Origin of the sequence: Nocardioides sp. (genome assembly GCF_050246775.1) — a bacterium.
GTDB lineage: Bacteria > Actinomycetota > Actinomycetes > Propionibacteriales > Nocardioidaceae > Nocardioides.
Map to the genome: position 1 here is coordinate 971,847 of NZ_JBFWVK010000001.1, position 19,924 is coordinate 991,770.

Sequence of the window (19,924 nt, forward strand, 5' to 3'; positions counted from 1 at the left end):
TAGGTCCTGGTCGGCCGCTGGCGCACGCTCATCTCAGTGCCGGTGTCTTCCGGTGCGCAGAGCAGATGAGGGTGAGGCCATGTACTTCGACGAGGGTCACATGAGTTCGGGCTGGGGCGTCGCCGCGATGCTGGTGATGATGCTCCTGTTCGTGGTGGTGGTCGGGGTCGCGGTGGTGGCTGCGGTCCTCGTGGTTCGCGGCCGGCCGTTGCCGTCGCACCCGCACGCGTTGAGCAACACGCTGGTTGCCGAGCAGGTGCTGGCCGAACGGCTCGCGCACGGCGAGATCGATCCAGCCGAGTACGCCGCGCGGATGGACGCGCTGACCTCCACGAGCAAACGGCGCTGACCAACTGGTGGCGATCGGGGTCTCCTACTGCGACGATTATCGGGACACCGACGTCACCCGGAGGCCTCCTATGACCAGCAAGGCGTTGCTCAACTCACTGACCGAGCAGGAGACGGTGCTGCTCCTGGAGACCGAGAAGGACGCCCTGGCCGGGTTGGACGAGGACCAGCTGGTGGAGCTGCACGACCGGATCAGACGGGCCCGCACGAAATACGTCAAGCAGTACCGTCGCGGTGCCAGCGCCTCGGTGGCCAGCTCCGGTGGCCGCGGGAAGGCCGCACCGAGGAACCGTCGGGCCGCCGACAAGGCAGAGGTCTTCGAGGAGGCTCTGGCCCGGGTCAGCACCTCGCTCGCCGCGGCTGCGCGACGCAGCGCCGCCGCCCTCAAGACCGAGCGCCTCGAGGCCGCGCGCGCGGGCGGCGGCGGCCCCGCGGGTGCACCGGACGACGCTGACAGCACCCCGACCCCACGGACCAAGCGGGCTCCTCGGACGCCGGTGGAGAAGAAGAACGTGGCCTCCTCCCGGGCCCAGGGGGCTCGGCGGCAGGCCAAGCGCGACGCTCGCTGACAACGCTCGTCGCGGGGGTGGCGGGGGTCAGAACGACCAGAAGATCGGGACGACAAGCACCGACACCACGCCGAACCACAGCAGCATGGGCAGCCCGAACTTCCAGTAGTCCCCGAACTGATAGCCACCCGGGCCCATCACCATCATGTTCGCGGGAGTGGCCACCGGCGTCAGGAAGGCAGCGGCGGCCGCGACGCTGACCGCCATCAGCACGGGCTGCACCGAGACGTCGAGCTCGGCGGCAGCCGAGATCCCGATCGGGATCACGATCAGGGCGGTCGCGGTGTTGCTGATCAGCTGGCCGAGCGTCGCGGTCATCACGAACAGCCCGAGGAGCAGCGCGTAGGGACCCGCGTCCCCGACGACGTTGACCAGCCCGTTGGCCATCGTGTCCGCCGCCCCGGTCTCCTGCAGGGCCACCGACAGCGGCAGCATCGCGCCCACAATGATGACGGTCGTCCACGAGATGCCGCGGTAGGCCTGCTCGACGCTCAACACCCGCAGCAGGATCATCGCCCCGGCAGCCAGGATCCCCACCACGGCGGGCGCGGTGACCCCCAGCGCCAGCATCAGCACCATGCCCACCAGGACGGCGATCGCGGGCTTGGCCTTGCGGCCCAGCGGGACGGCCTGGCGGCGTACGGTCTCCAGCGAATCGACCGCGAGTACGCCGGGGTCGTGGTCGACGTTGCGGGAGAGCGCCTCCCAGCTGCCCTGCACCAGCAGGGTGTCGCCGGCTGCCAGGGTGCTGCCGGAGGGGCCGGTGTCGTGTCCCTTGCGCTGGACCGCGAGGATGACGAGATCCCCGCTGGGGGTGACCATCCCGGGGAAGACGTGTTGGCCGACGAGCTCGGAGCGAGGGCTGACGACGACCTCGGCGACACCCATGTCCGGGGTCATCAGGGCCCCGGCGACGTGCTCGGCCACGGGCTCGGTCAGGAACGCGAACCCGTGCTCCTCGGCGAAGCGCAGGGCCACCTCCGGATCGGCCCGGATCACCAGCGCGTCCGGCTGGCGGCCCACGATGGTGAGCCCCGGGTAGCCCGCCAGGTCGGTGGGCGGGGTGGACCCGGGCGGGACGCTGAGCCGGAAGGCGCCCTCGTCGAGCTGGTACTGCTTGATGAGCGTGCGCGCGTGCTGGCTCAGGTCCGTCGGCACGGTGCGCGCGGTCCGGTTCGGCAGCAGCCGCGGGCCCAGGAACACCGCGATCAGCATGGTGCCGATCAGCAGCGGCACCCCGACGAGGGCGAACTCGAAGTAGCCGAACGTCTGGCCCGTGGCATCGGAGAGCGCATCGGAGGCGATCACGTTGATGGGGGTGCCGGTCAGCGCCAGCATCGAACCGGCGTGGGCAGCGAAGGCCAGCGGCAGCAGCAGCTGGGACGGGGCGTGGTTGAGCCGGATCGCCACGACCACGACCATCGACAGCAGCGCGGCCACGGCGCCGTTGACGCTGATCAGGGCCGTGAGCAGGGCGACCATCACCATCGTGAACACCAGCAACCGGGTGCGGTCGGTGCCGGCCAGCTCGATCAGGCGCTGGCCGGCCCAGGCAGGCACCCCCGCCGCGTCGAGGCCCTCACTGACCACGAAGAGCGAGGCGATGAAGATGACCGTGGGGTCGCCGAACCCGGCGAACACCTGCTGCAGGTCCAGGATGCCGGTGGCGAAGAGCGCGATCGCCGAGCCCAGCGCCACCACCTCCACCGGGAGGCGGTTCCACACGAACAGTGCGATGACCGCACCGAGGACGGTGAAGGCAATGGCGGGGTCGCTCACGGCTTGGTGAAGGACAGCGCCAGGTCGAGGAGCAGCCGGGCGCCGAAGCCGGTGCAGCCCTTCGGGCGCCACGACTGCGCCGCGTCGGTCTGGGCGGTGCCGGCGATGTCGATGTGCGCCCAGGGGGTGTCACCGACGAACTCGGCCAGGAAGAGCGCGGCGGTGATCGCACCGGCGTTGGGCCCGCCGAGGTTGTTGAGGTCGGCGATGTCGGAGTCGATCTGGGGGCGGTAGCGCTTGGCGAGCGGCAGCTGCCACACGGGCTCGTCGGTGTGCTCAGCGGCAGTCTTCACCTGCTCGATGAGGCCCTGGTGATTGCCGTTGACCGTGGCGATCTCGGTGCCGAGCGCCCGCATCGACGCACCGGTGAGGGTGGCGATGTCGACGATCGCGTCGGCGCCCTCCTCGGTGGCCAGGACCAGTGCATCGGACATGACCAGGCGTCCCTCGGCGTCGGTGTTGAGCACCTCGACCGTCGTACCGCCCCGGATGGTGAGCACGTCGCCCATCCCCAGGGCGGTGCCGGAGGGCATGTTGTCGGTGCACATCAGGTAGCCCGTGACCACCGTGGGGCAGTCGAGCTCGGCCAGCGCGCTCATCGCGGACAGCACGTCGCCGGCGCCGGTCATGTCGTTCTTCATGGTGGCGTGGGTGCCGTCCGCCGGCTTGAGGCTGATGCCGCCGGAGTCGTACATGATGCCCTTGCCCACGAACGTCAGCCGCGGCGCGTCCGGTGCGGCCGAGGCGGGGCGGTAGGTCAGCTTGATCATCCGGGGCGGCTCGCTGCTGCCCTTGTTGACGCCGAGCAGGCCGCCGCAGCCGAGCTCGACGAGGGCGTCCTTGTCGAAGATCTCGACTCCCAGGCCGGTGTCGGCGGCCACGGTCTCGGCGGCCTGCGCCATGCGGGTGGCGGTCAGGTGCGCGGGCGGGCTGTTGGCCAGGTCGCGGGCCATCGAGGTCACCCGGGAGTACGTCGTGCCCCGGGCTGCGCCGGCGCTCGCCCCGGCGGCGTCGGAGGTGATCAGCGTGAGGTCGGCCAGGGGCTCGACGGACGGCTTGTTCTTGAGCGCGGCGTACTCGTAGCGCGACAGCAGGATGCCTTCGACGACGGCCTGGGCGGCGGCGTCTGCCGCGAGACCGGTGCCGTCGGCGAGGGTCGTGGCCAGCGCAGCGTGGGCAGAGACGCTGCGGGCGAACGCCGCGGCGGCGTCGCGCAGGCCGGTGGTGTCGAGCGTCGCGGGGTCACCGACGCCCACGGCGACGACGGGCAGTCCGTTGGCCGAGGGTACGACGAGCGCCTGGCCGACGGCGCCGGTGAACCCGTTGGCCACCAGTCCGGACCGTTCGACACCCAGGCCTGAGGGGACGTCCCCGTCGGCGGGGACCGGGATCCCGAGGACCGCTCCGCTCGGGACGTCGTCGTCGGGGCCGACGACCGAGACCCGGGTGGTGCGCTGCAGTGAGGGAAGGGGATCGAACCCCTGGGCCAAGGTCATCTCGGCGTTCCTTTCTAGGACCAGCTCTCCCGCATGCTGCGGCGCAGGGCAGCAGCATCGCGGGACTGCGACAGGGCACCGGCGATCGCCAGCACCAGGAAGAGGAGGTACCACCACCAGTCATCGTGGATCCGGCTGGTGAAGGCCTCGTCGTTGAAGTCGGCCGAGTCCACGACACCGAACAGGAGCATGAGGCCGGTGACCGCGACGCTGGCGCCACCGAAGGCGCTCAGGAGGATCAGGAGCAGCATCGGCAGGTTGGTCACAATGGCCAGGATCGCGAGCAGGGCACCCACGACGATGCCGACCAGGATGATCACCCAGTTCCAGTCCACCCCGAGGGCGACGATGAGGGTCGCCCCCAGTGCGAAGCCGATCGAGGCCATCGCGATGACCACCCCGACGGCGTAGTAGAGATAGGCGAAGATCGCGAAGACGAGCGCGAAGACGAGGCCGAGCGACCATCCCAGGACCGTGCCGAGGAAGTGGTCGCCGGTGATGCTGGCCACCAGTCCGGCCCCGAGGCTGAAGCCTGCGAAGGCGCCCCAGATCGGGATCACGAAGCGGAGGACCAGCTGGCCGCGGAAACAGAAGAAGGCACCGGCGAGAATCGCCAGGATGCCGAGCGCAATGTCCTGCATGGGGTCAACCTAGCGGCAAAGATCGTCGGCCGGACACCTGTATCGAAACATCACCCGGTGCCGATCCGGCCGGCGATGATGCTCGTGAGGATGACCGAGGTGATGGTCACCGTGGAGAACCCGGCAACGATCATCTTGGGCAGGATCTGCCCCTCGATGGCAGCGACCTCCTCGGGGGTCTCCCCCGCACCCTTGGCGGCCTCCTGGGACAGGATCATCGTCCCGGGGAAACCGTAGAGCGAGGTCAGCCCGATCGCCACGGACATCGGGACGCTGTAGCCGAGCAGCTTGCCGACCAGGGCGGAGAAGCCGGCGATCCCGGCCACCCCGAAGACGAAGGCCAGCAGCAGGGGCCAGGCCAGTGCCTTGACGTCGGAGGGCTCCACCGTGGCCAGGGGACCGAACACCAGGATCATGATCGCGATCATCATGAGCCCGAAGGAGTCGATGCCGCCGAGGACGGAGGGCTTGAAGACCCCCAGGGTGCGCAACGCGATGCCGAAGACCAGGGCGACCACGAAGGTGTTGAGCACGCCGTTGGTGAGGTTGTTGATGCCCAGGCTGGCCAGCACCACGAGCCCGGTGACGAACAGCGTGCCGGCCGTCGTGCGCAGGGCATCGGGCAACAGGGAGGTCGCGGCGTCCTCCTCGGTGTCCACGACCACCGGGGCCAGGTTGCCGGCGCGGTACTCGTCGCGCAGGCGAGCCGCCTCCTTGCGCAGGATGAGCGAGGTGAGCGGGAAGCCGATGAGTCCCTGGAGCGCTGCGATCAACACCGGGAAGACCGCGATGCTGGTCAGCCCCACCCCGAGGGCGGCCTCCTGGACGATGAGGACCGAGATCGTGCCGCCGCTCAGCGCACCGGTCCCGGCCACCACGAAGTCGATGCTCTGGGCGTAGCCGTCCGCAGCGCTGCCGCTGACGTCATTGCCGAAGATCAGGCTGGCGATGAGCAGCGCCACGCCGATGCCCAGGACGGTGGCGATGCCGACGAGCAGGGTCTTCCACTGCTTCTTGAAGTCGTCGAGGCTGATCATGGTCCCGAGGTGGACGATGATGAAGCCCACGACGACGCCGGCCAGGGCCAGCAGGGACGACTGCGCCAAGAGGTCCTCGGGGAAGATCCCGCTCAGGAACCCGACGAGGAAGATGATCGAGGCCACGAAGAGCGACGACAGCAGCGACTGCGTCTTCTTGGCCACGAAGTCGCTGATCGTCCACACGAGCATGACGACGACGAACGCGACAACGGGATTCGTGGGGTCATTCATGAAGGTCTCCAGGTACGCCGACGGTGGCTCATCTAAGCAGAAAGCCGGGCAGGACTGGTTCAGGTCCCATTTCGGATGATGGCCCGCAGCCGCGACGCCTGCTGCGCAGTCCACCCGGGCGGTTGGAGGACGGCGGCCCAGCCGTCGACGTGCTCGCCGGTGAAGGTGTGACCGTGCTCGGGCGGCATGGTGAAGCTCAGCGGCAGGTCGGCGGTGACCTGCCAGAACGTGACGAACGGTGCCCAGCGCATCTCGGGCAGGATGTCGCGGCCGCGGGGCTCCTCCAGCCAGTCCGGCCGGTGCAGGATCAGGTCGGGGCTCCACCAGGTCACCGGGTCGGAGGGGTGCTGCATGTAGAGCACGCGGGTGCCGGGCCACGGGGTGTCCGGGGGGATGGAGTCTCGTGGGCGGTTGGTGAATCGGATGGTGCGCCCGTCGCGGAAGATCGGCTCGACCTCGGGGCTGCCGGCGTCGCGCTGGTCGACGAACTCGCGGTACATCGGGTTGAAGTTGGGCGGGCCGACGAACAGTGCCCCGTCGATGCGGTTGCGCAGGTCGGACTCGCCGCTGAACGCGGTCTCCCCGCCGAAGGAGCCCAGGCTCTCGCCGAAGACGTAGAGTCGCGGCCGGTCGCCTGCGGGCAGCGCCGACCAGCGTTCGTAGACCGCATCGAAGAGCTGGCGACCCGCATCCCGGGCCCGGCTCTGGTCCACCAGGAACGACAGCCAGCTGGGAAGGTGCGAGTACTGCATCGACACCGTGGCGGAGTCACCTCCGGTGAGGTACTCGAAGCTGGCCACCGAGCTCGGTTCGACCCAGCCGGTCCCGGTCGTGGTGACCACCAGCAGGTTGGTCCGCTCGAAGCCACCGGCCCGCTCGAGATCGTCGACCGCGAGCTCGGCGCGGGCCTCGGTGGTCGCGGCCGACGCGAGGCCGGCGTACGTCCGGATCGGTTCCTGGGCCGGCTGCCCGCTGAAGTCGGTGATGCTCGCGGCGTCCGGGCCGCTGGCGGCGAAGATGCGGCCCTCGCGGCCCATGGTGTCCCAGTCGAGCAGGGAGCCGGGGCCGCCGGAGCGCAGCTCGCTGGTGGGCTGGTCGATCTCCGAGGGGGTGGTCAGGTCGTTGAGGGCATAGGTCTGGTCCGCCAGCCGGATGGCCGCGTCCCACAGCACCCCGCTGAAGATCAGGGCGGTGCCGAGCACCAGGACCACCAGGCCGAGCGCCCGGGCGGCGCGATCACCCATCCGGCGTTGGAGCCGGGAGGCCAGGCGACGGTAGGCCGCGCGGAAGGTGCGGCCGATCGCGACCAGCAGCACGAAGACCACGGCGGCGATCGGCACGATCAGCAGGAGCCGCCACCAGCTCACCTCGGCCACGCCGACGAGGTCACGCAGCTCGCGCTGCCACCGCTCCCCCACCACGATGGCGAGCAGCCCGGCCGCGACGGAGGTCCCGGCGAGGATCCGCCAGGACAGCGCACGGCTGGGCAGTCGGGTGCGGTCGGCGAACTCGCGCCACATCCACGCCCCGATCACCCCGATCCCGTAGCCGATGGCAGCGTTCACACCGACCAGGAAGCCCTGGAACTCGGGTGGGCGGGGCAACAGGGAGGGGGTGAACGAGAGGAGCGCGAGGACGAGCGCGACCCACAGGCCGGGAAGGTCGTAGCGGCAGCGGCGCAGCACCGAGCTGACCAGACGGTCCCGGGTGCGGCGGACGGTCTCGACGGCCGATCGGTCCACGCGGTGTCCTTGGGGTGGGTGCGGCCAGAGGTGTGGTTCGCCGGCGTACTCTACCGATACCGTCGACAACGTGAGCATGCACCAGCTGTCCCGGGTCGAGGCTCGCAGGATCGCGGTGCGTGCCCAGCTGCTCGACGCCGATCGACCGACGGACCTGCTCGACCTGGTGCGCCACCTTGGCCTGCTGCAGCTCGACCCCGCGGCACCCATCGCCCCGAGCGCCGATCTGGTGGCGTGGAGCCGGCTCGGCTCGGCGTACTCCCCCGACGAGCTGCGCGACGCCCTGGACTCCCAGGCGCTGATCGACCTGGAGGGCCTGGCCCGGCCGGCCGAGGACCTGGCCCTGTTCCGCGCCGACATGGACGCCTGGCCCGGTCCTGAGCCACTGCAGTCCTGGCAGCGCGAGCTCCGCGACTGGGTGCGGGCCAACAACGCCTGCCGGCTCGACATCCTGGACCGGCTGCGCTCGGACGGCCCGCTGCCGGGCAGCGAGCTGCCCGACACCTGTGTGGTGCCGTGGCGCTCCAGCGGGTGGAACAACCACCGCAGCACCCGGATGCTGCTCTCGCTGATGGTGCGCCGCGGCGAGGTCGCAGCGGCCGGTGGCTCCGGCCGGGAGCGGCTCTGGGACCTGGCCTCGCGGGTCCATCCCGACGACCCCGTGGTGCCGGCCGACGAGGCCCGGGCGCTGCGCGACCAGCGACGACTGCGCTCCTTGGGGATCGCCAGGGTCGGCGGACCGCAGACCCAGGGTGAGCCGAACGGCGTGGGTGGGGCCGGTGAACCGGCGGTGGTCGAGGGGGTCAGGGGCACCTGGCGTGTCGACCCGTCGCAGTTGGACAGGGATTTCGCCGGTCGGGCAGCGCTGCTGTCCCCGTTCGACCGGCTCGTGGCGGACCGCAGGAGGATGGATCAGCTGTTCGATTTCGACTACCAGCTCGAGATGTTCAAGCCGGTGGCCCAGCGCAGGTGGGGCTACTACGCCTTACCGATCCTGTACGACGAGCGCCTGGTCGGGAAGCTCGATGCCGCCGCCGACCGGGCTGACGGCGTACTCCGGGTCCGCGCGGTCCATCAGGACGAGCCGTTCACCGAGGCCATGTCGGCGGACGTCGGGCTCGAGATCAGGGACCTGGCACGCTGGCTGGGTCTCGAGTTGGAGGGTCTGCAGCTCACGTAGGCTGCCAGATCCACAGACATCAGGGGTGCGACATGACGGCGAGCCGCTCTGCTCGTGAGAAGAAGGCCGCCACGGAAGCCGGCCCGTTGGCACGGGTGAAGATCGAGCTCGACGCCACCAACCGGTTCGTCTACAAGATCAGCTGCACCAGCTGCGTCGTCCGCGACCGGCTCCGCTGGTCGGCCTACCGCCCCGGCGCCGACAACGGCTACCTGGCGGCCATGGACCGGTGGACGTTCCACCTCACCGAGAAGCACCCGGACACCGACGCCCCGTGCCTGGCCTACCTGGCTGCTGCCCAGGAGAGGTTGCAGCAGCGCCGAGATAACTAGTCCGATCGGTTGCACTTTCCACAATCGCGCCTGCCCATCGTCGCCCGACGATTAGCGTGCCGCCATGACCAATCTCGGGGTCCCCTCTGCACCCACGCCGCCCGACGACCGCGCTGAACCGGAGGTTCCGCTCGGCCTGCTCCTCATCGCCGTCGCGGTGATGCTGGTCCTCGTCGCGGCGACGGGCTTCATGCTCACCCGCGGCGATGCGACGCAGGCGAAGCCTGCCTACCCCGACCACTGGGACAGCCGGATCCTGCCCCTGGTGAAGGCCACCGAGCGGGAGCGGGGGCTGCTCTTCCTGCACCCGGTCGAGGTGCGCTTCCTCGCGCCGACCGCCTTCGAGAAGGACCTGCGCACCGACGAGGAGGACCTCAGCGACGACGACCGTGCCGAGATCGAGCAGGTGACCGGGATGGTGCGGGCCCTGGGCCTGGTCACCGGGAAGCTGGACCTGTTCGAGGCCGTCAACGACTTCAGTGGCGCCGGGACCCTGGCCTACTACTCCTTCGACGACCAGCGGATCACGGTGCGCGGCAAGAAGATCACCCCGGGAGTGCGCTCCACCCTGGTCCACGAACTCACCCACGCCCTGCAGGACCAGCACTTCGACGTCGGCGACCGGATGGAGAAGTTCCGCGATGCATCTGAGGACGAACCGAGCCTCGATGCCAGCGAGTCGGTCCTGGACGCGCTGATCGAAGGTGACGCCAGGCGCGTGGAGGGCCTCTACCGAGCCTCCCTGACGAAGAAGCAGCGCAAGGCCCTGGATGCCAGCAGCCAGGGCGAGGCCGCCCGGGCCGGCAAACGGATCACGAAGGTCCCCCAGGTCATCGTGACGATGATGACCTCGCCGTACACGCTCGGACAGGCACTCGTCGAGACCGCCGCCGCGGACGACGGCACGCGAGCGGTCAACGACCTGTTCCGCGACACGCCGACCCAGGAGACGTCGTTGCTGGACCCGTTCTCGGTGCTGATCGAGCAGCCGGACGCGGTCGAGGTGGCGATCCCGAAGCTCGAGGACGGCGAGAAGGAGTTCGACTCCGGCCAGCTGGGCGTCGTGACCTGGTACCTCATGCTTGCCGAGCGGCTGCCCCTCGACGAGGCCCTCGCCGCCGCCGACGGCTGGGGAGGCGACGCCTACCTCTCCTACGAGGTGGACGGTACGTCGTGTGCCCGGATGACCTACGTCGGAGCGACCCGTCGCGACACCGCGCGGATGTACGACGCTCTGGACCGATGGGCCGGGGCCGGGTCCCGCGCGGACGCCAAGGTGAGCCGGACAGGCAACCGGCTGCGCTTCCAGTCGTGCGACCCGGGCGAGAAGAGCACGATCGGCAAGGACGTCTCGCAGAAGGCCGTCACCCGCGCCGTGACCCGGACCTACCTGGGCGTGGGCATGCTCAACAACGGCTTCAGCCACGACCAGGCGCGGTGTGTGGCCGGGCGCATGATCGACGTCTTCCGGGTCGAGCAGCTGCAGGACCCGAAGTTCCTGCTGGAGGATCCCGCCGCCGAGGCTCGGACTCAGGACATCGTGCGTTCCTGCGGCTGACGCGCGCTCAGCGCAGGGCCCGGTGGACGGCGATCGCCGCCAGGACCAGTGCGACCCCGGCGCCGACGACGCCTGGCGGGACCGGTCCGCTGGCCCGGCGGGTCAGGACGCCGTGGGTGGACTGGCTGGAGAGGACGGCTCCGTTGCTCTGGTGTGACAGCGCCGACCCTGCGCTCTGGTAGGACAACAGCGAGGTGACCGACATCGCCGAGCCGATGGATGCGGCCGACGCGAACGACCCGACGCTGGCGAACGAGGCCACGGACGCGGCACTGCCGATCGACAGGACCGAGTCCTGCGAGCAGATCGAGAGGATGGAGTTCTCCGACCAGAGCGACCACACGTTGCTGAGCCTAGACCCACCCGGCGCGGCATAGTGGTCCCATGGCCCTGCACCGAGGTTCGATGTCGTCCGGTTCCGATCAGCGCAGTTCGAACCCGGTGGTCACGGAGGCGAATCCAGCGCTGGGTGAGCGGCTCGAGCCGCCCAAGAGCCGGCTGGCGGCTGCGCCGGTGCCGGCAGACGTGGCCTACGAGCTGATCCACAGTGAGCTGACCCTCGACGGCAGCGCGCGGCTGAACCTGGCGACCTTCGTGACCACGTGGATGGAACCGCAGGCCCGGCAGCTGATGAGCGAGTGCGTGGACAAGAACATCATCGACAAGGACGAGTACCCGCAAACCGCCGAGCTGGAGCGGCGCTGTGTCGCGATCCTCGCCGACCTGTGGCACGCCCCCGATCCCGAACGGGCCACCGGGTGCTCGACCACCGGTTCGAGTGAGGCCTGCATGCTGGCCGGGTTGGCGCTCAAGAAGCGCTGGGCGGCCCGCGTCGATGACTCCCAGCGTCGTCCCAACCTGGTGATGGGCGCGAACGTCCAGGTCTGCTGGGAGAAGTTCTGCCGCTACTGGGACGTCGAGCCGCGCATCGTGCCGATGAGCGGGGACCGGTTCCACCTCGGGGCCGAGGAGGCGGTGGCGCTGTGCGACGAGGACACCATCGGGGTCGTGGTAATCCTCGGCTCGACCTTCGACGGCAGCTACGAACCGGTGGCCGAGGTCGCCGCTGCGCTGGACGAGCTGGCCAGCGACGGACCCGACGTCCCGATCCACGTGGACGGCGCCTCGGGCGCGATGATCGCGCCGTTCCTGGACCCCGACCTGATGTGGGACTTCCGCCTGCCGCGGGTCGCCTCCATCAACACCTCCGGGCACAAGTACGGCCTGGTGTACCCGGGCGTGGGCTGGGTGTTGTGGCGCGACGCCGACGCACTGCCGCGTGAGCTCGTCTTCGACGTCGACTACCTCGGTGGGGACATGCCCACCTTCGCCCTGAACTTCTCCCGCCCGGGGGCCGAGGTGGTCGCGCAGTACTACACGTTCTTCCGACTCGGCCACGAAGGCTTCCGAGCGGTCCAACAGGCCAGCCGCGACGTGGCCACCTACCTGTCGGCGGCCGTCGGCGACCTGCCCCAGTTCAGGCTCATCTCGCGTGGAGACGAGCTGCCGGTCTTCGCCTTCACCACCAGCGACACCGTGGAGGGGTGGGACGCCTTCGCGCTGTCGCGGACCCTGCGCGAGCGCGGCTGGCAGGTCCCCGCCTACCGGTTCCCGGCGGATCGGCAGGACCTGGCGGTGCTGCGTATCGTGTGCCGCAACGGCTTCGGCCACGACATGGCCGAGACCTTCCTGGAGCACCTGGGGGCGGCGGTTCGGCAGCTCGAGGACTCCTCGAGCCAGCTCGCCAGCGGCCCTACCGGGTTCCACCACTGACGGTGCGGTTCACAGCTCGAGCTCGTAGGCCATCATGTCCGGTCCCCCGTCTCCCTCGGTCCGCCGGAACCCGGCCGCCTCGTAGAGGCGTTGGGCGAGCCGGTCCTCCTCACTGGTCACCACGAGGACGTAGTCGGCTCCACGGTCGCGACAGACCCGGATGGTCTCGGTGATGAGCTCGCGGCCGTAGCCCTGCCCGCGCCGAGCCGGTACGACGTACAACTCGGCCAGGTAGGCCTCCTGCGCCTGGCTCCAGATCGACGGCTGCAGGCGGAACACGGCGACCCCGACGGGCACCTCGTGAGGGTCGCGGGCCAGCAGCACGCTGACCTGGTCGCCGCTGATCAGCTGTGCGAGCCGGTCGGCGAGCTGCGCCGGCGGCGGTGAGGGCTCGTCGTACTCGAGGTTGAAGTCGTGCAGCAACTGGGCCGCGGCTGCGACTGACGCACCGTCGGGACCGACGAGTTCGACCATGACACCAGTGTGCGCCGATGTGCCCGAGCCCACCACCGCCTCAGGTGTACATCAAGGAGCCCGGCGTCGTCAGTCGGTCACCGGTCTCCAGCAGCGTCTTGAGCCCGGAGAGGATCATCGGCCAGCCGCCGTACAGCTCGGCGTTGGCACTGTCGGGCAGCTGGTCGTGCACGACCGTGAGCCGGCAGGAGTCCCCCACCGGTTCGATCTCCCAGGTGACGCGCGTGGTCCCCTGGCCCGCCACGTCCTCGCTCCACAGGGCCCTGAACGACTGCACGAGCAGGTGTGGCGGATCCACGACCAGGTTCTCGCCCTCGGCCATGGTGCCGAACCCGGGCGCCACCGCACGGTACGACGACCCGGTCGTCCAGTCCGAGTGCGTCTCCAGCCCGAAGCTGTAGACCGCTCGCTGGGCCGGGTCGGTGATGGCCTCCCAGATGCGCTCGGGGGTGGCTCGGATGAAGATCTCGAAGACCGCCGTGTCCCCCACCGGGGCGGTCCCCCGGGCGAACGAGACAGTCGTGACGTTGCTGGTCATGAGTTGTCCTCCAACTGAGTCTTGAGCTGAGTGAGCGCAGCGGCCCACGGCTCGGCGTACTTGCTCACCCAGCGGTCCTGGATGAGCTGGATCGGGACGGGGTTGAGGAAGTGCAACTTCTCGCGCCCACGCTTGCGGGTCACCACGAGGCCGGCCTCCTCCAGCACCTTGAGGTGCTTCATGACCCCGAACCGGGTCATCGGCACCCGCTCCTCGAGAGCCGACAGGGTCTGGCCGTCCTGCGCGAACAGGGCATCGAGGAGGTCGCGCCTAGTCGCGTCCGCCAGAGCCTTGAACACCGCATCCACCCCTCGACAATAGGTGACCATTTGGTCACATGTCAACGGTCGAGCTGGATCCGGATTTCTCATGATTGATCCCCTTTGACCGTTGTGGTCCAGCCGGTCGCGGAAGAGACTGAATCCGACCCTCTCGGGACCGCGACATCGAGGCGGCGGCGTGGACGGCATCGGCACGGGCTATGACCAGGAGTTCCTGGGAGTCGCCCTGCCGCCCCCGGACTCGAGCGCCTGGGACGACGACCTGGTGCTGGTCGACGGCTCCCCGGTGATCGACTACACCCACTTCTCGCTGGTCCTGAGCAGCTCGCGGAGACTGTGCCGATGGGTGGCCTGGAACATCGACAAGACCACGCTGCGCAGTGGCGACGGTGACGACCAGCTCAAACGGGTGGCCTTCCGCCTCGACCGTCGAGTGCCACCCGATGCCCAGATCGGCGCCGAGCACTACGCCGCCAACCCCATCGACCAGGGCCACATCGCCAGGCGCGCCGACCTGCTGTGGGGCGCCACGATCGAGGAGGCGAAGGCGAGCAACGTCGACTCGTTCCACTTCACCAACATCTGTCCGCAGCTCGACGACTTCAACCGCCCCAACCTCAGCGGGGTGTGGGGCCTGCTCGAGGACGCCGTACTCGCCGAGCTGAAGGTGCAGCAGCGCCTGACCGTCTTCGGAGGGCCGGTCCTGGCCCCGGACGACCATGCCTTCGACGACTTCCGGATCCCGCGCTCCTACTGGAAGGTCGTCTCGTACGTCGTCGAGGGCCAACCACGTTCGCGCGCGTTCGTGCTGACCCAGTCACTCGATCGACTCAGGTCCATCTCACCGCTGGACGCGTTCCACACCTTCGAGCTGTCGCTGTCCGACCTGGCCGACCTCGTGCAGCTCGGCTTCGGCGACGACGTGCACCGCGGAGCCGTCCAGACCGACCAGGGCGCGCGTCGCGCCGGCCCTCCCCGGCTGATCTCGGGGCTCGGCGACATCGACTGGTGAGCTGCTACTTCGCGCTCTCCTGGGCGGTGTGGGCGATGCGCGAGGCATGAACCCGGGCGTGCTCGATGGCGTCGGGGGTGCTGGTGAACAGGTGGCGCTCGTGGGCGAGCCCGCCGTAGACCCCGAGCTCGCGCAGCACCTTCTCGTGCTCGGGACGGACGCCGGAGAGCAGGACGGTGACGTGGCGGTTCTCGAGTCGCGTGATGGTGTCGGCCAGGACCTGGGCTCCGGTGGCGTCGATCGCGGTGACGCGGGACATCCGGAGGATGACGACCCGGACCCGGGTCACGTCGGCGAGCTCGAGGAGGAAGTCGTGGGCGGCCGCGAAGAAGAGCGGGCCGTCCAATCGGTAGGCCACGATGTGCTGGTCGAGCAGCGCCTGCTCCTCGTCGACGTGGTCGGCGTCGTCGAGCAGGATCTCCTCGAGACGGGCAGAGCGCGCGGTCTCCCGCAGGGCGAAGAACCCGGCGACGACCAGCCCGACGATCACCGCGGTGACCAGGTCGACCGCGATCGTGGCGACGGCGGTGATCGCCAGCACCGCGGCATCGCCCCGGGTCGAGCGCATCAGTGCGGCGAGTGCGGAGACCCGCACCATCTGCACGGCGGTGGCGATCAGGACGCCGGCCAGGGCGGCACGCGGGATCTCGCCGACCCAGCGGGCGGCCACCAGGACGATGAGCAGCAGCACGACCGCATGGGTGAGCGCGGCAAGGCGTGAGGTGGCGCCGGACCGGACGTTCACCGCGGTGCGGGCGATCGCCGCCGTCGCAGGGATGCCGCCGAACAGTGGAGCGACCAGGTTCGCCAGTCCCTGCCCGGCCAGCTCGCGGTTGGAGTCGTGCCGTTGCCCCACGCTCATGCCGTCGGCGACGGTCGCCGACAGCAGGCTCTCGAGCGCGGCCAGGGCCGCGACGGCGACTGCCGGCAGCAGCAGTGCGTCCAGCTCGGCCCACGGGACGTCGGGCAGTGAGGGACGTGGCAGGTTGTGCGGGATCTGGCCGATCGAGGCGGCGCCCCAGCCCAGCACGGAGTTCGCGAGGGTCGCCGCGGTCACGGCGATCAGGGAGCCGGGCAGCAGGGGGACGACCCGGGACAGGGCCAGGACGAGGACGGCAACGGCGACGGTGATCGCGAGTGGCACCCCGTGCGGAGTGGCCACCCAGGCACGCACCGCCTCGACCGCGAGGGGCACGACCTTCTCGGCGTGCGCGTCGACACCCAGGGCGCCAGGCAGTTGCTGAAGGGCGATGATGACCGCGATGCCGACGGTGAACCCCTCCACGACCGGGACGGGAACGTAGCGGATGAACCGACCCGCGCCGGCGTAGGCAAGACCGATGAGGATCAGTCCGGCGAGCAGGCCGACGACCAGGACCCCGTCTCGTCCGTAGGTGCCGATGATCGGCACGAGCACGACGGTCATCGCGCCGGTGGGGCCGCTGACCTGGAACCGGCTGCCGCCGAAGATCGCCGCCACGGCACCGGCCACGATCGCGGTCACCAGTCCGGCGGAGGCGCCCATCCCGGAGCTCACCCCGAAGCCGAGCGCCAGGGGCAGGGCGACCAGCCCGACCATGAGCCCGGCGGTCAGGTCGCGCCGGGGCCGCCCGTGAGCCCAGTCTGAGCGTCGGGGCAGCAGTTGCGCGGTCCGGGAGAAGGCGACGGTCAGGGTGTGCGACGCCGTACTCACGGCTGCTGCGAGGGGGTCAGCTCGGCCTCGAGTTCGCCCCGCACCGCGATGATCCCCGACAGGATGCTGCGCGCTGCCAGGAGCAGGTCGCGCACCTCGGGCACGCTCACGGAGTAGACCACCTCGCCGCCCTGGCGGTGTGAGACGACCAGCGACGTACGCCGCAGCACCGCCAGCTGCTGGGAGAGGTTGCTCGGCTCGATCGCGATCTTCTCGAGCAGTTCATGCACCGCGTGATCGCGCTCGGACAGCAGTTCGAGGATGCGGATCCGCGCAGGATGACCGAGCGTACGGAAGAACTCAGCCTTCGCCTGGTAGAGGGGCACTGTCATGACGGCATCGGCTTCCGGTTCATCTTCTCGGGTTCGCTCCTCGCGCGGATTCGGGTGTGTTTCGGGTCACGTCACCCGCATATGAAGACTACACGACTTGCAAACATCTTCAATTACGGTAGCGTCTGGCCACAAGTGCCTCGAGGACAAGGACGGCGAATGGCTGACGTGGAGCAGGTTCTGGACCAGGCAGGCGTGACGAACCCCCACGTGCGCGACTACGTGCGCTACTGGGCCGAGCTGACCGGCGCAGCGCGCGTCGAGGTCGTGAGCGCTGCCGACGACGCCCGCCTCGTCGCGGAGGCACTGGACAGCGGCGAGTTGCTGCCTGCCGGAGAGGGCCGCTACTACTCCCGCAGCTATCACCTGGACACCGCCCGCTCCGAGGAGCGGACCATCGTGGCCAGCAGCAAGGCCGAGGATCGCGGCGTCTACAACAACTGGCGGCACTCGGCCGAGATGACACCCCTGCTCACCGAGCGCATGCGCGGCGCGTCCGCCGGCAAGACCATGTATGTCATCCCCTACCTGATGGCTCCGCCCGGCAACGCGCTCGCCGCCTGGGCCACCGGCGTGCAGCTCACCGACGCCCGCACCGTCGTGCTCCACATGATCCGGATGTCTCGCGTGGGCGTGGAGCACGTGGAGAACCTCGAGGACCCGCGCCACTTCGTGCGCGCGGTGCACGTCACCGGGGATCTGGAGAACCTGGGGCAGGGCACCCCTGAGGACCAGCGCTACTTCGTGACCGTCGCCGACGAGCGCACCATCCTGCACTTCGGGTCGTCGTACGGCGGCAACGCGCTGCTCGGCAAGATCGCCCACGGCCTGCGTCAGGCGGCGTACGACGGGTGGACCTCGGACACCTTCCTCGGCGAGCAGTACATGCTGATCGGCATCCACGACAAGCAGACCGGCACGGACTACCACATCTGTGGCGGCTTCCCGAGCGCCTCGGGCAAGACCAACCTGGCCATGATGCTGGCTCCCGACGCCCTCGGCGAGCGCTACCACGTCTCCTTCTACGGCGACGACATCGCCTGGTTGTGGGTCGACGAGGCGAGCGGCCGGCTCTTCGGCATGAACCCGGAGTACGGCGTCTTCGGGGTCGCCAAGGACACCAACGAGGGCACCAACCCGGTGGCCCTCCAGTCCGTCGGCCCCGGCACCGGAGCCATCTTCACGAACGTCGCCTACAACCAGGACACCCAGGAGGTCTGGTGGGAGGGCCGGACCCCCGAGCCGCCCGCCGACACCGCAGGCTGGCTCGACTGGAAGGGCGCACCGATCGCGGATCGCGAGCCGGGCGACACCGCCCCGTGGGCGCACCCGAACAGCCGGTTCACCACGACCCTGGCCAATGTGCCCAACATCGCCGACGACTACGACGCTGCGCCCGGCGTACCCATCGACGCGATCATCTTCGGCGGCCGCACCCGGGACCGTGAACCGCTGATCCGCGCCATCACCGACCTCGCCGAGGGCGTGTACGACGGCCTGACGCTCGGCGCTGAAGCCACGTTCGCCGCCGAGGGGGTCGAGGGCATGCTGCGCTACGACCCGATGTCGAACCGCCCGTTCATGGCCTACGGCGAAGGTGACTACGCCGCCCACTACCTGAAGATCGTCGGCGCGGCCACCGAGCAGCCGATCTTCGCGCACGTCAACTGGTTCCAGCGTGGCGACGACGGGCGTTTCCTGTGGCCCGGCTACCGCGACAACCTGCGCCCGCTGTTGTGGCTCCTGCAGCTGAAGAACGGTGAGGTCACCGGTCGGGAGACGCCCGTCGGCATCCTGCCCACCGCCGAGGAACTGAACCTCGAGGGCGTCGAGATCAGCCCTGAGGACCTCGCGACAGTGCTGTCCATCGACGTGGACCGCTGGCGTCAGGAGATGGGCTTCCGCGAGACCCACCTCGAGCAGTTCGACAACCTGCCGGAGGAGATCTGGGAGGCACACCGTCGCGTGGCCAAGGCTCTCGACGAGGCCGCGGACTGACCCCTTCAAGGGCACCCCTCGTTGCACCACCCTCGCCGCATAGGTGTGGCCGAGAGCTGGTCCGACAGATCTCCCGTACTGGCGCCGTGCTGCTGGAAGGTCCCAAGGCATGCGGCACGACGTTCGCCGCAGAGCAGTTCACCGCCAGCCAGGTGTACCTCGACACCGTCTACGGCTTCCTCGACGCCCTACGCCGCCTGATGGTGATTGAAGAGCAACCGCCGTGGAGCACGCACCTGCGCTCCCGTGCCACCCTGCGCAACGGCCCACGCACCCACTTCGTCGACCCCTCGCTGGCAGCCGCTGCTGTCGCGGCAGGACCGAAGCGGCTACTCACCGACTTGAACTACCTTGGACTGCTCTTCGAGTCCCTCGTGATCAGAGACTGCCGCGTCTATGCCACCCCCTTGGACGCGACCGTCCACCACTACCGAGACAGCGACGGACTCGAGGTCGACGTCATCATCCAGGCCCGAGCCGGCCACTGGGCAGCCTTCGAGGTCAAGCTCGGTGGTGAACGAGCCCTTGAGGATGCCGCAGCGGGGCTTCTCAAGTTCGCCCAGAAGGTCGACACGAGCAAGGTCGGGGAGCCGGCCTTGCTCGGCATCATCATCATCCCCATCGGAGCCCTCGGCCCTTAGTCTCACGAGCGGGCGAGCATTCGACCTGACATGGGCTGTGCCACTGCGCGCGGACATACCTACCCGCTGCCCGGGTACGGCGTGCACATGAGCACCGAGGAGTCACCAGCGCCCGACACCGAAGAGCCGGACGGCCCGGCCCCCGCCACCCAGTCCGACGAGCGTGCGCCCCAGGGCGACTCGCAGCGTGCGGATGCGGTCAAGGAGCTGACCGACGACCAGGAGCCCGACAAGTGGGACGCCTGGGTGGGCGAAGGCCAGTAGGA

The 19,924-nt window shown here is 69.6% G+C and carries 21 protein-coding genes; 10 read left to right on the forward strand and 11 right to left on the reverse strand.

From position 1 onward, the window contains the following. Positions 1 to 79 precede the first annotated feature (79 nt). Both AB7I40_RS04595 and AB7I40_RS04600 read left to right on the forward strand, forming a co-directional pair. Positions 80 to 349 carry an SHOCT domain-containing protein gene (locus AB7I40_RS04595; RefSeq protein ID WP_428343865.1) on the forward strand — a complete coding sequence of 90 codons (270 nt, stop codon included), beginning with the start codon at positions 80 to 82 and terminating at the stop codon, positions 347 to 349. Positions 350 to 419: 70 nt separating this feature from the next. Continuing rightward, complete coding sequence (locus AB7I40_RS04600) at positions 420 to 917, forward strand: hypothetical protein (protein ID WP_428343866.1); 498 nt, start codon at positions 420 to 422, stop codon at positions 915 to 917. A gap of 27 nt (positions 918 to 944) precedes the next feature. Here the strand turns inward: AB7I40_RS04600 and AB7I40_RS04605 are convergent, their stop codons facing one another. Genes AB7I40_RS04605 through AB7I40_RS04625 form a run of 5 tightly spaced genes read right to left on the reverse strand, consistent with a single transcriptional unit; the run spans position 945 to position 7,846 of the window. Next, a complete protein-coding gene (locus tag AB7I40_RS04605) occupies positions 945 to 2,696 on the reverse strand; it encodes an SLC13 family permease (protein WP_428343867.1) in 1,752 nt (583 codons plus the stop codon). Beyond that, entirely contained in the window at positions 2,693 to 4,192 is a 1,500-nt protein-coding gene (locus AB7I40_RS04610; RefSeq protein WP_428343868.1) for a leucyl aminopeptidase, read from the reverse strand. The genes AB7I40_RS04605 and AB7I40_RS04610 overlap by 4 nt, the downstream gene beginning before the upstream one ends. A gap of 14 nt (positions 4,193 to 4,206) precedes the next feature. Beyond that, positions 4,207 to 4,833, reverse strand: a complete 627-nt coding sequence (locus AB7I40_RS04615; RefSeq protein WP_428343869.1) for a DUF4203 domain-containing protein — start codon at positions 4,831 to 4,833, stop codon at positions 4,207 to 4,209. 50 nt (positions 4,834 to 4,883) lie between these two features. Then, positions 4,884 to 6,104 carry a hypothetical protein gene (locus AB7I40_RS04620; RefSeq protein ID WP_428343870.1) on the reverse strand — a complete coding sequence of 407 codons (1,221 nt, stop codon included), beginning with the start codon at positions 6,102 to 6,104 and terminating at the stop codon, positions 4,884 to 4,886. 59 nt (positions 6,105 to 6,163) lie between these two features. Then, positions 6,164 to 7,846 (reverse strand): alpha/beta hydrolase, encoded by a 1,683-nt coding sequence (locus tag AB7I40_RS04625; RefSeq protein WP_428343871.1) that lies wholly within the window; start codon positions 7,844 to 7,846, stop codon positions 6,164 to 6,166. Between the two features lie 76 nt (positions 7,847 to 7,922). Here AB7I40_RS04625 and AB7I40_RS04630 point away from each other — a divergent pair, with 76 nt between their 5' ends. From AB7I40_RS04630 to AB7I40_RS04640, 3 genes are all read left to right on the forward strand, one after another. Next, complete coding sequence (locus tag AB7I40_RS04630; protein ID WP_428344291.1) at positions 7,923 to 9,026, forward strand: DNA glycosylase AlkZ-like family protein; 1,104 nt, start codon at positions 7,923 to 7,925, stop codon at positions 9,024 to 9,026. Between the two features lie 32 nt (positions 9,027 to 9,058). Beyond that, positions 9,059 to 9,358: a hypothetical protein gene (locus tag AB7I40_RS04635; RefSeq protein ID WP_428343872.1), complete on the forward strand. Its 300-nt coding sequence runs from the start codon at positions 9,059 to 9,061 to the stop codon at positions 9,356 to 9,358. A 64-nt stretch (positions 9,359 to 9,422) separates the two neighbouring features. After that, positions 9,423 to 10,916: a hypothetical protein gene (locus AB7I40_RS04640; protein ID WP_428343873.1), complete on the forward strand. Its 1,494-nt coding sequence runs from the start codon at positions 9,423 to 9,425 to the stop codon at positions 10,914 to 10,916. Between the two features lie 7 nt (positions 10,917 to 10,923). Here the strand turns inward: AB7I40_RS04640 and AB7I40_RS04645 are convergent, their stop codons facing one another. Next, positions 10,924 to 11,259: a hypothetical protein gene (locus AB7I40_RS04645; protein ID WP_428343874.1), complete on the reverse strand. Its 336-nt coding sequence runs from the start codon at positions 11,257 to 11,259 to the stop codon at positions 10,924 to 10,926. Positions 11,260 to 11,300: 41 nt separating this feature from the next. On the opposite strand from AB7I40_RS04645, the gene AB7I40_RS04650 reads away from it, so the two are divergent. Further along, positions 11,301 to 12,689, forward strand: a complete 1,389-nt coding sequence (locus AB7I40_RS04650; RefSeq protein WP_428343875.1) for a glutamate decarboxylase — start codon at positions 11,301 to 11,303, stop codon at positions 12,687 to 12,689. Between the two features lie 9 nt (positions 12,690 to 12,698). On the opposite strand, the gene AB7I40_RS04655 is transcribed toward AB7I40_RS04650, so the two are convergent. From AB7I40_RS04655 to AB7I40_RS04665, 3 genes are read right to left on the reverse strand one after another with little or no spacing between them, the layout of a single operon-like run. Beyond that, a complete protein-coding gene (locus tag AB7I40_RS04655; RefSeq protein ID WP_428343876.1) occupies positions 12,699 to 13,163 on the reverse strand; it encodes a GNAT family N-acetyltransferase in 465 nt (154 codons plus the stop codon). A gap of 40 nt (positions 13,164 to 13,203) precedes the next feature. Further along, positions 13,204 to 13,701: an SRPBCC family protein gene (locus AB7I40_RS04660; protein WP_428343877.1), complete on the reverse strand. Its 498-nt coding sequence runs from the start codon at positions 13,699 to 13,701 to the stop codon at positions 13,204 to 13,206. Continuing rightward, positions 13,698 to 14,009, reverse strand: a complete 312-nt coding sequence (locus tag AB7I40_RS04665; protein WP_428343878.1) for an ArsR/SmtB family transcription factor — start codon at positions 14,007 to 14,009, stop codon at positions 13,698 to 13,700. The genes AB7I40_RS04660 and AB7I40_RS04665 overlap by 4 nt, the downstream gene beginning before the upstream one ends. Before the next feature lie 151 nt (positions 14,010 to 14,160). Between AB7I40_RS04665 and AB7I40_RS04670 the strand changes: the two genes are divergently transcribed. Then, positions 14,161 to 14,994 (forward strand): DNA/RNA non-specific endonuclease, encoded by an 834-nt coding sequence (locus AB7I40_RS04670; protein ID WP_428343879.1) that lies wholly within the window; start codon positions 14,161 to 14,163, stop codon positions 14,992 to 14,994. Between the two features lie 4 nt (positions 14,995 to 14,998). Here AB7I40_RS04670 and AB7I40_RS04675 read toward each other — a convergent pair whose 3' ends face one another. Further along, positions 14,999 to 16,687, reverse strand: a complete 1,689-nt coding sequence (locus AB7I40_RS04675; RefSeq protein ID WP_428343880.1) for a SulP family inorganic anion transporter — start codon at positions 16,685 to 16,687, stop codon at positions 14,999 to 15,001. Further along, positions 16,684 to 17,019 carry an ArsR/SmtB family transcription factor gene (locus AB7I40_RS04680; RefSeq protein WP_428343881.1) on the reverse strand — a complete coding sequence of 112 codons (336 nt, stop codon included), beginning with the start codon at positions 17,017 to 17,019 and terminating at the stop codon, positions 16,684 to 16,686. The genes AB7I40_RS04675 and AB7I40_RS04680 overlap by 4 nt, the downstream gene beginning before the upstream one ends. 159 nt (positions 17,020 to 17,178) lie before the next feature. Here AB7I40_RS04680 and AB7I40_RS04685 point away from each other — a divergent pair, with 159 nt between their 5' ends. From AB7I40_RS04685 to AB7I40_RS04695, 3 genes are all read left to right on the forward strand, one after another. Continuing rightward, positions 17,179 to 19,017 carry a phosphoenolpyruvate carboxykinase (GTP) gene (locus AB7I40_RS04685; RefSeq protein WP_428343882.1) on the forward strand — a complete coding sequence of 613 codons (1,839 nt, stop codon included), beginning with the start codon at positions 17,179 to 17,181 and terminating at the stop codon, positions 19,015 to 19,017. A gap of 86 nt (positions 19,018 to 19,103) precedes the next feature. Beyond that, positions 19,104 to 19,658, forward strand: coding sequence for a DUF4143 domain-containing protein (locus AB7I40_RS04690; protein WP_428343883.1), 555 nt, complete (start codon positions 19,104 to 19,106; stop codon positions 19,656 to 19,658). An 87-nt stretch (positions 19,659 to 19,745) separates the two neighbouring features. Next, the gene (locus AB7I40_RS04695) at positions 19,746 to 19,922 is read left to right on the forward strand and encodes a hypothetical protein (protein ID WP_428343884.1); all 177 of its coding nucleotides are present in this window, start codon (positions 19,746 to 19,748) and stop codon (positions 19,920 to 19,922) included. The last annotated feature ends 2 nt before the right edge of the window (positions 19,923 to 19,924 follow it).